An 11,692-nucleotide genomic window follows, 5' to 3' on the forward strand; every position below is an offset into this window, starting at 1 on the left:
CTTGTAATCGTTAGGTGCATGTGCATCCTCGATGACGTAATCATAAAGTACCTCGAGGTTGTTGATATATGAATCAGATCCTATGTCTTTGGCTGAGATATCCATCTCCATAACCACATTGATCAAATCCAGGTATCCGAGCAGAGCCTTGTCAAAGTTCTTTGGTCTGTCATCATCCTCAAGTATCTGGTATGAAATGTTGATGAGAAGTGGAGCGATCTTATCCCCGATCAGTCTCATGCACTCCGGGATCTTCTCAAGCTGTAAGAGATACAGCAGCCATACACTGTAACGATAAACACCTGTAGCTGATACAGGCGCATCTATATCGGTAGGGTCAATATCACCATATACAAATCTGAATAAAGGCTCTATCCACTCTTCGATCGCATAGTGTCCGGTCGCCTTTATATTGAAGTCTACAAACTCTGCAAGCTCATACAGCTTTGTACACTGAGCACGAACCTCGTCATCCACTGTCATGGTCGACAGATCAAAATTAGAATCCTTCAGGCTGTCTATAACCAATGTATAGAATCCGTCCTCAACCTGATCATTCAGATAACGAATAAGTGTTCCTTTATTACTGGATGCCGCTATTGATAATGCGTTATCCCCTGCCTGTCCTATATTTGCTGGTAACATAATATGTCTACCTCCTTTTGTTTTCGTATGTCTGGCTTACGAATATTCTTGTATTATTCCCCTCAAATCACTACTCCAAATATAACATATTTGGTAAAATCATTCAACAAAGTTTTTGGTTATTACTGATAACTGTCATTGTGCATAATTACCCAAAAATTATAGCACTAAAAAAATCGCATTTTTTGTGCATTTTTACTGTTATGCCAGATAATGCCATTTTTCAGCATCAGTCAAGTCCTGCCATGTGAAGTATCGCCATGGCATTTGTCGTGGTACACCTGCCATCCTTCTTCTTATAGTCGAATTTCAACTGGTCTCCCTCGTAATATTCCTCGAAATGATAGTTCGCAGCAGGTGTTCCGTCCTCCGCCTTGAGATCACACAGCTCAAAATCGTGTGTCGATACCAGTGTCATTGAACCCGCTCCCGCAAGCTTTCTGATGACCTGTGTTGCTCCCACTATTCTGTCAGCAGAATTTGTTCCCTTGAATATCTCATCTATAAGACAGAGCATAGGTCTGTTCTCTTTTCTGTACTCAACCATCGTCTTTATCCTGAGTATCTCTGCATAGAACGTTGATATTCCATTGCTGACATCATCGGTCACCCTCATGGATGTGAATATCTTCATCCTGTCAGCCTCCATATAGCCCGCACACACTGGAGCGCCCGCATATGCAAGCACCAGATTTATACCCAGTGTTCTGAGGAAAGTCGTCTTTCCGGACATATTACTTCCGGTTATTATCGTGGCACCGCCCTTGAAGTCCGCATCATTTGCCACGACTGTATCAGGGCTTATCAGAGGATGTCTCATATCCCTGGCGGTGACATGAACTCTGGCATTTGCGCCGACCTGTGGATAGCTCACTTCCCTCGTTCTTGAAAGGACAGCAAATGACATGAGTTCCTCCATATCAGAGACAGCCTTTATCCAGCCCTCAACGCTCTGTCCATTCTTCTGTTTCCATTTGTCCATCATCCTGCCTATGTGGAAGTCCCACATTATAAGTCCACACAGTATCTGATGAACTATAGGATTGTATCTGATATTGAACGCCGCACTTATCGTCCTCAGTTTTCTTATAGCCGCCAGGGCACCAGAGTCATTTGACAGATGCGACTTGATATCATTTAAAAGTTCACTGTCGAAATTCTCCCTGGAGATCAGCTCGAACATTCTTATATAGTCCTCTATCACATAGCCAAATGAGATCATCGGCATGACAGCCTGACCCGCAACTCCGCCAAAAAGCCAGGAGAACAAAAGCACAACAAAGAATGAGACAAGCGTCCAGCCTATGTTTATCTCACCCATTATTCCAAGTATAAATGCCACCAGTGTTATCGCCGGCAGTAAAAATCTCAATATGTTGAACACCGCAGGTATATGGTCATCGCCATTGCAGTATGCCACAAATTCATCCGCGGTATATTTCTTCTTTTTGCCCATTCCGGTCTTCACACCGAGGGTCTCAAAATCCATCGAGAACTCTCTCTTTGAAGTGAGCTCTTTTATCGCCTCCTGGCGCTTCTCTATGTCTGCTATATCGTACTTCGGATCGCGTATACTCTCGGCGAGAGCCCTTTTTCCCTCCTCGGTTCCCGCAACACAGATAAACTGATACAGAGAGCTCTGTCCAAGAAGGTCCATATCCCTTGCAACCAGATCGTCATCGCCGAGATACTGTGCACCGTTGTCCTCAAACTTCTTCCAGCCGTCGCCGAATCTCTCTATATACCTCCTGAGCACCTCCGACTTGGCTTTCTTATATTCCAGCTCCTCACTAAGCTTTCCGTGGATAAACACCATTGCGACAAATGCCACAGCGGCTATTATTCCCAGGATCAGCACTGTCACTCTGTTGTCATATATGCCTATTATCAGCCCTGCCAGAGCTGCAAGGAACATCACAAATCTAACCCCTGAATACGTTGCAGACTTCCCCTCAAGCGCCTTGATGTCCTTCTCCAAAATGTCCCTTTCGTCCTTGTATTCGTTCATGTTATCGTCCTTTCATAAAAAACAATATATTTACTTTTTGTCCGGCTTGTCCTTCTTCTTATATGACATCACACCATCCTCTGATACATCTATCATGTCCGGCTTGACAACGAGCACGATACCCATTACCCCAAATACCACACACAGCACGATGCATATTATTCCGATCACCTTATATGATGTAAATGCGAGCATTCCAACTCCCACTGCCAGTGTGAGTGCCGCACATAGAAAATAGTTTTTCTGAAGTGCCTTTATCGCCTGTTCTTCTTTGTTGTAATCCTGTCCACTATTATTCATGTTCCATTTTACCTCCACATATCCATTCCATTATAGATGAATATATCATACACGGTATATCATTCGCAAATATTAATTCCTATGAATCAATCCACCACACTTATTGCATTTGACACGAATACATATTAAAATAAATGGACAGGTTATATTCTATGGGAAGGAGATTTTTATCATGAACAAATTGGCAAAAATGGCGCTCACTCTTGCCGCTGCAGGAAGTGTCTGCTACTTATTCAAAGACAAGATCAAGACAACGAAAGCTTACCAGACAGTTGAGAACAATGATACTGTAAAGAAGGCAAAAGCCACAGCTACAGATACTTACCACAAAGTAAAGGACTCCGAGACAGTCAAAAAGATCAAGGACTCTGAAACATACCACAAGGTAAAGGACTCTGAGACAGTCCAAAAGGCAAAGGATACGATCAAGGATACCTACAATAAAGTAAAAGATTCCGAGACAGTCCAGAAAGCAAAGAATACAGTATCCGACACATATGACAAGCTCAAGGACAAGGTTAAGGAAAAAGCTGCTTCCACCGAAGATGGCGACCGTGAATATTTCACACTTCACGAAGACACCACCGGAGCAGAAGAAACCACATCCGAAGAAGCCGCAACCGAGGATGTTGTAACCCCGGAAGCCACAGCGGATATTCCGGATGAGACAACCGCAAAGGCCGTAACCGAGACCGTAGCTGAGGCTGAGGATGTTCTCGCCGAGGCAACTGGTGCCGTTGCAAATGCCGCTGCTGCTGAGACATCAGAGGTAATCGGCGATGAGTACATGGGACTTTCAGATGTATCTGAGGATCCATCAGTGCTCTCCGATCAGGACAAGCTTGACGTATAGTCTGCACAGTACAATAGGCAAAACAAAAACAGTATATGCGATCCGTTTGATATCGAACCGCATATACTGTTTTATTTTTTCCCTGAATCTCTCAGATATGACAATGCTTCATCTATGGCAGCCTCCGTCTTGAAGTCCTGCTCATATGTCACACCGTCCACATCCACCATGAGTAGTTTGTATATCTTTTTGTCTGCCGGCCCTATATTCGCCGATGTTCTGAGCTTCTTGAACGTCTCTATGGTGCTGAGTTCCACCACATCCGTATGCCAGGTTCCGTGATATACCAGATATTTGTCTGTTATGGCTATACCATCCTGATCATAGTAGAGATTGTATCTGAGCTGTTCATCTATATCCCTGACAGTATTCCTGTCTGCCTTTCCGCCCGATACGACCTGCATTCCTGACACCTTCCATGGACAGCACACACTGTATATACATCTGACTATATTATATAACGCCCACAGAGCCGTCAGCACAAGAACCAGCAGCATCATATTATAATAGATCCTCGGAAAATCCACCTCACTTATTATGAGTGGATATACCTTGCTCTCAAGCTGCTGGGATGGTATCCCCATATCCTGTGCAAGGCCATCAACTATCGATGTATACACATCATCCGCAGAGACTACTCTGCCTCTCAGCGTATAATTCAGCAGTACATCTTCGTTACTCCTGATGAGCAGGATGGCATATCTGCCATCCTGCTGACAGTAGTAGTACCTGCCCTGCCTCTCAGAATCCACATAATAATCGTATCCTATATAATCCGCCCGATCCACGGTTATCGTCACATCCCTGTCGTTCGGATTCGCCCTGGATTCCACATCAGCTATACTTCTGTATGTCCTGCTCCTTATCCTGTCCGGCAGACTGAAATGCCACGCCATGATGATCATGCATCCCACCATGATCAGTGATAGAATGATCCCGGGTATTCTGTTTTTTAGAATATAACTTTCAAACTTCCTGTTCTTCATAATATGTCTTTCCCGCGTACGGTCAGATTTTTAGAAATGGCTTCCGCCACCGCCATGACCACCGCCACCGCCTGATCCACCAGAATCTCCTGAGCTGCTCTGGATAGTCACGCTGGTTACTTCCTTACGTATAAATATATCTCTTCTGTCAAGCTCCTTGGCATTTCCATCGCTGTATGTAGAAGCTGTTGTGGTATCTTTTCCTGCTTTCTTCGACAGATTCACGATGCAGAATGCGATGGCTGCTCCCAGAGATACAAGGAAGCATATAAATGGTGACAGGAACTTTAATCCTCCTGTGCTGCTCTTCATAGCCGTCTCTGTTCTTGACATCATTCTCTCAAATGCTCCAAGAGTATCCGATCTGAGTATCTTTCCACCGTATTCCGTTATGGATGTCGCCTTGGAATCACTTATTCTCTTCTTCGCCTTGCCGGCTGTGCACAGATAAACATATCCGTCGTTCTCCTGCCAGTTGGCAACTATAACTACGCTTGTGCTGGCATCCCTGCCGTCAAGATATGTTCCTGCAGGCCACTCTTCCCAGCCGAATCTGTAATAATCACAGATCTTCTCTGCTATATCCTTTGTGTTAGACTCTATGTCATATGAAACTGCATCGGCATCATATTCTGACAAATCTGTGTACTGATCCATGGTAACGACAACAAAGTCCATACCCACTTTATCTTCCAATTCTGCTATCTCCCCGCGGAGAGTCTCCTCCTCCGAATCAGACAGCTTATCTGCATAGTCAAACACTCTCTCATTTGTCTTACATTCTGTATTATTTCTGGCGTCATGCTTGAGATTGGCATTTGATTTCACAAAGTATCCTATAAAGAACACTATTCCAAGTCCAAGTACCACGAGCATTGCCACGATAAATTTCTTTACTGCATTCATTTACAACACCCCCAATAACATAGACAAGCCATCAAGCAATACAAATGCTGCGCCAAACAAAAGTGCGGTAAGTCCAACTGCCTTACTCATGCTCTTCGGCTCTGTTCCAACACATTTTCCAGTCTGTCCGTTGACATAGAACTTATAGTTTTTGCCCTGGAAACGGTACTCATATACCCACACCGGCATGAGTCCGAACTTTGTTCCCGTGAGTCTGTTGTTGTTTCTGAATCTCTCATTTGTAAGTGATGAATATCCGGTTGTGGTGCTTCTCACCCAATCTCTGTTTGCCTTCTCCGCCTTTGCCTGAGCCCTCGGCTCCACCTCATTCGGCGGCATATTGTAAGTCTCCGCATCGAATCCCGAGAGGTACTTGTTGTCATGCTGCATGAGCTCTTTGTAGTTGTACGGCTCCATGAGATCCATGATTCCATCCTCCATGGCTATGGATGCATCAACCGGTATGCCCTCATAATTCACATGCAGGCTTCTTCCGACATCAAAATATGAAGTCTCTGTATATCTCTTGTCTCCAGACGTCCATGATCTGACCTTTGTTCCTATGGCCTCATAAGCCACATCCGAATCATAATCGTACATCCAGAATGGGACATACACTCCCTTAAGCGCCTCAAGCGTCTTCTGTGAAAGGAATGTTCCCGGTATAAATAGCTTTTTACCAAATTCATTCCTCAGCTTCTCCTCAGCCTCATGCTTTGATATCTTAAAAGGAAGTATCACATCAGCCCCATACGGATAATTTACTTTGTCATCCCTGAGCAGATATGTTCCACATGAAGGGCATCTTCCCGCAGACTGATACTCCGTGTAAGGTATCTGTGAACCACAGTTTATACATATTACAGGCTCCTGTGATGGAACCAGTTCCTGACAGTCGCTTCCCCCGCAACTAAGGCAGACCATCTTTTTCTTCGCAGGGTCGTACACTACGTTACCCCCACAATTCACACAACGATATAGCAAGTTATCTTCCCCCTGTCCTTTTTTATCGTTTTCCTTCCAAACTTCCTACGCTGATTCTCAGCGTACCTGCGCTTATTATAGCATAGTAAATCTGTTTTTAGAACATCGAATTGGATGCCTTAAGGCGGCTTTATAACACATTTTAGATATCTTAAATGAAACAAAATATTTTTTGAACAAATGTGTAACACATCATGTTCATGCGAATATGTTAAACCATGAACAAAATAATGGAGGCTTACCATGAGTGATTTATCAGCAACACAGTGTGCCTGTGGCGGTTGTGGCTGTGGCGGCAGAAATGGACTTTCTTGCGGAGGTTCATGTGGATGCAACAGTTGCACTCTGATCATCATCCTTCTCCTCTGCTGCGGTGGCTGCGGCGGCGATGGTTTCGGTTTAAACAGCGGTTGTGGCAATGACAATAGCTGCATCTGGATCATCCTTCTCTTATTCTGCTGCGGTGGCTGTGGCAATAACAACGGATGTGGCTGCAGTGGCTGCGGCGGCAATGATTGCGGCTGCTGCTAACAGCGGATTCACCATTATCCATAAACGGGATATCGGGCAGAAAGGCTGTCCGGTATCCACAGAAAGTGGCCAGCAGAAGCAATTCTGCTGGTATTTTTTTTACTAAAAATCAATAGAATATAGTATAGCTGTCTTACCAAGTGATCACTGCATGAAACGGAGCTTCATATGTTTAATGGCAACTTCCATCATCCACTGGACAACTTAATAAAAGATGACCGCCTGTTCATGATGGAGGCCATTCTCCCATTTGTGGATGACCGTATGAAAGCTCCTCTGGCAATGTACATAAAGATCATGGAACTTCAGACCATATTGAATGCTCTGCGCGATACAAATTATGTAAACTCCTGTGGACTCCACAAAGATATAAACAATCAGGATGATATACTGTCATCCCTTGCCGGGTGTGGATTTCCCGATATCAGGGACCAGTTTGCCAGCATGAAAAAAGCCATAGATATGATGAAGACCATGGAAGCCATGAACACACAGCAATCCACGGATTCTCTGTACCGGCACTATCAAAGCAGAACTGCCTCTGAAACCGAGGGCGAAGAAAACTACGACAACACTGAATCCCAGTCATCCCAGGATATATACAGCTCCGTCAAAGACCTGTTTGAAAAATATGATATGGAGGGATATTAAACATGAATCTTCAAAATGACCCAAGACTAAAAAACATGCATCCGCTAAAAAGGGAAATTCTTCTCAGATTATCCAACTCCCAGTCCACCATGACTCCGGAGCAGATGCTCCCCCAGCTAATGGAGATCAACAAAGAACTGCAAAAAAGGGATCTCTCCTTCAGCAGATCCGAGTCCGAGATCGTTCTGGATGTTCTGAGCGAAGGCATGTCTCCACAGGAAAAACAAAAGATAAATATGATAAAGTCCATGCTGTAAAAAATGCATTTCACTGAATGTAACACAATGTCATTTTTGTGGCTATCAGCTATAGTTTCACATTTTTGTACCTGATGGTTTCTGGCTGACGATACCGTTATTGGCAGATACTATTTGCATAAAATGTAGCTGATAGATATTGTTTCAGCAAGATGGAGGTTATTGTGATAGATATCTTTGACTTGGGATTGCGGATAAGAAATGTGAGAAAGGCTCATAATCTTACTCAGGAACAGCTTGCCGAGAAAATAAAAGTGTCTCCTCATTATGTGTACGAGATTGAGCACGGATATAAAAGTATGAGTATATATACTCTTGCCAATATCGCAACTGTTCTTGATGCGCCACTGGATTTTCTGGTGTTCGGAAAGGAACCGGCCACCACCCCTGAGAACAAGGATTATATCACTCATGACGATCTTGACAGACTGGTGGAATCGATACCGCTGTACAAACGTGACAGTGCATACAGCGCACTCAAGAATCTGCTGCCTTATCTGAAATAAATGATAATCCGATATATATTAAACATCAAGAAAGCCACATGGATTTTTCTCCATGTGGCTTTCTCATGTTTATAGTTTTTTTATTTCATAACAATATTCACAATACGTCCAGGAACATAGATCTCCTTGATAACGTTACCTGTGAGCTTGTCGGCGATCACTTCCTTAGCCTTTGCGATAACCTCATCCTTTGGATCCTCCTTGCCGATCGCAAGTGTTGCCTTAGTCTTACCGTTGATCTGTACAGCGATCTCTACTGTTGACTCTACTGTCTTTGCCTCATCGAACTCTGGCCATGTCTGCTGATATACATATCCGCCATAGTTCTTTACTGACCACAGCTCCTCTGTGATATGAGGTGCAACAGGGTTTAACAGGATGAGCAGTGTCTTGAACTCATCTGCTGTAACGCTTCCCTTCTTGTAGAAGTCGTTGAGAAGTGCCATCATGGCTGCGATAGCTGTGTTGTACTTCAGGTTCTCGAAGTCATTTGAAACCTTCTTGATAACCTGGTGCATCTTGGTCTCCATATCCTTGGAGTAGCCCTTCTCGTCTGTCACACTGTCCTGAAGCTTCCATACTCTGTCGAGGAATCTTCTACATCCCTTGACACCATCCTCTGACCATGAAGCTGCAAGGTCAAATGCTCCGATGAACATCTCGTAAGTACGAAGTGTATCTGCACCATATACATCTACGATGTCGTCAGGATTTACAACGTTGCCTCTTGACTTACTCATCTTCTCGCCGTTCTCACCGAGGATCATACCATGTGATGTTCTCTTCTGGTATGGCTCTGGTGTAGGAACTACGCCCTGATCGTACAGGAACTTGTGCCAGAATCTTGAATACAGAAGGTGGAGTGTTGTATGCTCCATTCCTCCGTTGTACCAGTCAACAGGAAGCCAGTACTTGAGTGCCTCCTTGCTTGCAAGAGCCTCTGTGTTGTGAGGATCTGTATATCTGAGGAAATACCATGATGATCCAGCCCACTGTGGCATAGTATCCGTCTCTCTCTTTGCAGGGCCGCCACAGCATGGACATGTGGTGTTTACCCAGTCTGTCATAGCTGCAAGTGGTGACTCACCATTGTCTGTCGGCATGTAACTGTCAACCTCCGGAAGGAGAAGTGGAAGCTGGCTCTCGTCGATTGGAACATAACCACACTTATCGCAGTGAACGATAGGAATTGGCTCGCCCCAGTATCTCTGACGTGAGAATACCCAGTCACGGAGCTTGTAGTTGGTCTTTGCCTGACCGATACCCTTCTCCTCAAGGAACTTGATCATCTTCTCCTTTGCATCCTTTACCTCAAGGCCGTTGAGGAAATCTGAGTTGATGAGCACTCCTGTTGCCACGTCTGTAAATGCAGCCTCATTTATATCTACTTCCTCGCCATCCTTTGCAACAACCTGGATGAGTGGAAGTCCGAACTTCTTTGCAAATTCCCAGTCTCTGTCATCATGTGCAGGAACCGCCATGATAGCACCCGTTCCGTAGCTCATGAGTACATAGTCTGATACGTATATAGGAATCTCCTTGCCATTTACAGGGTTGATGGCTGTGAGTCCGTCTATGCATACACCAGTCTTATCCTTTGCAAGCTCTGAACGCTCAAAGTCGCTCTTCTTCGCTGCCTGCTCACGGTATGCCTCGATGTCTGACCAGTTGCTGATCTCGTCCTTGTACTTGTCAAGGATTGGATGCTCTGGTGAAACAACCATGTATGTTACTCCGAATAATGTATCGCATCTTGTTGTATATATGCGGAGCTTGTCCTCTTTGCCCTTTACTGAGAAATCTACCTCAGCTCCTGTTGATCGTCCGATCCAGTTCTTCTGTGAAACCTTTACACGCTCGATGTAATCCACGCCGTCAAGTCCTTCAATGAGCTTGTCTGCGTAATCTGTAATCTTGAGCATCCACTCAGACTTAACCTTGCGGACAACCTCACTGCCACAACGCTCACATACGCCGTTGACAACTTCCTCATTTGCAAGGCCAACCTTACATGATGTACACCAGTTGATAGGCATCTCCTTCTTGTATGCGAGACCTGCCTTGAAAAGCTTAAGGAATATCCACTGTGTCCACTTGTAGTACTCAGGATCTGTCGTGTTGATCTCTCTGTCCCAGTCAAATGAATATCCAAGTGAGTGGAGCTGTTTCTTGAATCTTGCAACATTGGTCTTGGTTACTTCCTTTGGATGGATCTTGTTCTTGATCGCATAGTTCTCTGTAGGGAGACCAAATGCATCCCAGCCCATTGGATACAGAACGTTGTAGCCCTGCATTCTTCTCTTTCTTGCCACTATATCCAGCGCTGTGTATGGTCTTGGGTGACCTACGTGAAGTCCCTGTCCTGATGGGTATGGGAATTCAACTAACGCATAATACTTTGGTTTTGAATAATCATCTGTAGCAGCAAATGCCTTGTTGTCATCCCAGACCTTCTGCCACTTTCCTTCAACGACTTTGTGGTTGTATGTCTCAGCCATTTTTGAAAATGCCTCCTTGAAATTTATCTTTTCAGGCTTTATAACGCTTTTTCGCCCGATTCCTCTCTAATCTTAACTATATTAGCATATATGCTGTGTTTTTCAAACTGTTTTTTGGTATAAGCAACCCGGCTTATTCAAACACTTTCTTGATACTGTCATAATGAAGAAAGATTCCCTGCTCTGCATATTCTTTTATCTCATCCAGCGTTGCCAGTTTAAAACCATCGGTCTCCGCCTCCTGAGGCCTGATATCTATTTCCGAAAAATCTCCAGTAAACTTATAGACATCCACAAAGTAGTTGTCCTTCTCATCCGGGTTATCTCTCCTATATGTAAACTGCAAGCCTCCATCGAAATCACTTACGTCTATGCCTGTCTCTTCTATTACCTCTCGTCTGACAGCCTCTATGGATGACTCTCCTGCCTGCACTCCGCCGCCGGATACCTCCCACCAGCCTGCTGCCCACGCCTTTGTCATGACACGCTTGGTTATTAGATACTTTCCCTCTCTGTTCTGGAGCACACCGAGCACTGTGAGGTGATAATCCCCCGGCTGCATATTCC

The 11,692-nt window shown here is 44.6% G+C and carries 12 protein-coding genes and 1 pseudogene; 5 read left to right on the forward strand and 8 right to left on the reverse strand.

All coding sequences use genetic code 11. The features are described 5' to 3' along the window. From ABUA34_RS12530 to ABUA34_RS12540, 3 genes and pseudogenes are all read right to left on the reverse strand, one after another. Positions 1-645, reverse strand: a pseudogene (locus tag ABUA34_RS12530) (hypothetical protein); the annotation flags it as partial. 229 nt (positions 646-874) lie between these two features. Continuing rightward, a complete protein-coding gene (locus tag ABUA34_RS12535) occupies positions 875-2,653 on the reverse strand; it encodes a MutS-related protein (RefSeq protein WP_055146945.1) in 1,779 nt (592 codons plus the stop codon). A gap of 30 nt (positions 2,654-2,683) precedes the next feature. Further along, positions 2,684-2,953 (reverse strand): hypothetical protein, encoded by a 270-nt coding sequence (locus ABUA34_RS12540; protein WP_015533920.1) that lies wholly within the window; start codon positions 2,951-2,953, stop codon positions 2,684-2,686. A gap of 172 nt (positions 2,954-3,125) precedes the next feature. On the opposite strand from ABUA34_RS12540, the gene ABUA34_RS12545 reads away from it, so the two are divergent. Beyond that, on the forward strand, positions 3,126-3,806 hold the full coding sequence (locus tag ABUA34_RS12545; RefSeq protein ID WP_022215906.1) for a YtxH domain-containing protein: 681 nt from the start codon (positions 3,126-3,128) through the stop codon (positions 3,804-3,806). Between the two features lie 71 nt (positions 3,807-3,877). On the opposite strand, the gene ABUA34_RS12550 is transcribed toward ABUA34_RS12545, so the two are convergent. Genes ABUA34_RS12550 through ABUA34_RS12560 form a run of 3 tightly spaced genes read right to left on the reverse strand, consistent with a single transcriptional unit; the run spans position 3,878 to position 6,667 of the window. Then, positions 3,878-4,792 (reverse strand): hypothetical protein, encoded by a 915-nt coding sequence (locus ABUA34_RS12550; protein ID WP_022215905.1) that lies wholly within the window; start codon positions 4,790-4,792, stop codon positions 3,878-3,880. Between the two features lie 30 nt (positions 4,793-4,822). After that, positions 4,823-5,698 carry a TPM domain-containing protein gene (locus ABUA34_RS12555; protein WP_015533922.1) on the reverse strand — a complete coding sequence of 292 codons (876 nt, stop codon included), beginning with the start codon at positions 5,696-5,698 and terminating at the stop codon, positions 4,823-4,825. Then, complete coding sequence (locus tag ABUA34_RS12560; protein WP_207641799.1) at positions 5,699-6,667, reverse strand: TFIIB-type zinc ribbon-containing protein; 969 nt, start codon at positions 6,665-6,667, stop codon at positions 5,699-5,701. It lies immediately after the preceding gene. Between the two features lie 258 nt (positions 6,668-6,925). On the opposite strand from ABUA34_RS12560, the gene ABUA34_RS12565 reads away from it, so the two are divergent. From ABUA34_RS12565 to ABUA34_RS12580, 4 genes are all read left to right on the forward strand, one after another. Beyond that, entirely contained in the window at positions 6,926-7,213 is a 288-nt protein-coding gene (locus tag ABUA34_RS12565) for a hypothetical protein (protein ID WP_071849510.1), read from the forward strand. Between the two features lie 168 nt (positions 7,214-7,381). After that, complete coding sequence (locus ABUA34_RS12570) at positions 7,382-7,864, forward strand: hypothetical protein (RefSeq protein WP_055223298.1); 483 nt, start codon at positions 7,382-7,384, stop codon at positions 7,862-7,864. A 2-nt stretch (positions 7,865-7,866) separates the two neighbouring features. Beyond that, positions 7,867-8,121 carry a hypothetical protein gene (locus tag ABUA34_RS12575; RefSeq protein ID WP_015533925.1) on the forward strand — a complete coding sequence of 85 codons (255 nt, stop codon included), beginning with the start codon at positions 7,867-7,869 and terminating at the stop codon, positions 8,119-8,121. 164 nt (positions 8,122-8,285) lie between these two features. Continuing rightward, positions 8,286-8,627, forward strand: a complete 342-nt coding sequence (locus ABUA34_RS12580) for a helix-turn-helix domain-containing protein (protein ID WP_349823417.1) — start codon at positions 8,286-8,288, stop codon at positions 8,625-8,627. An 80-nt stretch (positions 8,628-8,707) separates the two neighbouring features. On the opposite strand, the gene leuS is transcribed toward ABUA34_RS12580, so the two are convergent. After that, complete coding sequence (gene leuS, locus ABUA34_RS12585; protein ID WP_349823418.1) at positions 8,708-11,125, reverse strand: leucine--tRNA ligase; 2,418 nt, start codon at positions 11,123-11,125, stop codon at positions 8,708-8,710. Positions 11,126-11,258: 133 nt separating this feature from the next. Then, on the reverse strand, positions 11,259-11,692 hold a 434-nt coding region (locus ABUA34_RS12590; RefSeq protein ID WP_349823419.1), incomplete at its 5' end, for an NUDIX hydrolase.

The sequence above is a fragment of the Coprococcus sp. RTP21428st1_C9_RTP21428_210409 genome (assembly GCF_040227395.1).
Taxonomy (GTDB): Bacteria; Bacillota; Clostridia; order Lachnospirales; family Lachnospiraceae; genus Coprococcus; species Coprococcus aceti.

Excerpts from the sequence above, each read along its gene's own strand:
- ABUA34_RS12540 (WP_015533920.1), bottom strand. The coding sequence starts at position 2,953 with ATGAATAATAGTGGACAGGATTACAACAAAGAAGAACAGGCGATAAAG.
- ABUA34_RS12575 (WP_015533925.1), top strand. The coding sequence starts at position 7,867 with ATGAATCTTCAAAATGACCCAAGACTAAAAAACATGCATCCGCTAAAA.
- ABUA34_RS12555 (WP_015533922.1), bottom strand. The coding sequence starts at position 5,698 with ATGAATGCAGTAAAGAAATTTATCGTGGCAATGCTCGTGGTACTTGGA.
- ABUA34_RS12550 (WP_022215905.1), bottom strand. The coding sequence starts at position 4,792 with ATGAAGAACAGGAAGTTTGAAAGTTATATTCTAAAAAACAGAATACCC.
- ABUA34_RS12565 (WP_071849510.1), top strand. The coding sequence starts at position 6,926 with ATGAGTGATTTATCAGCAACACAGTGTGCCTGTGGCGGTTGTGGCTGT.
- ABUA34_RS12570 (WP_055223298.1), top strand. The coding sequence starts at position 7,382 with ATGTTTAATGGCAACTTCCATCATCCACTGGACAACTTAATAAAAGAT.
- ABUA34_RS12545 (WP_022215906.1), top strand. The coding sequence starts at position 3,126 with ATGAACAAATTGGCAAAAATGGCGCTCACTCTTGCCGCTGCAGGAAGT.
- ABUA34_RS12535 (WP_055146945.1), bottom strand. The coding sequence starts at position 2,653 with ATGAACGAATACAAGGACGAAAGGGACATTTTGGAGAAGGACATCAAG.
- leuS (WP_349823418.1), bottom strand. The coding sequence starts at position 11,125 with ATGGCTGAGACATACAACCACAAAGTCGTTGAAGGAAAGTGGCAGAAG.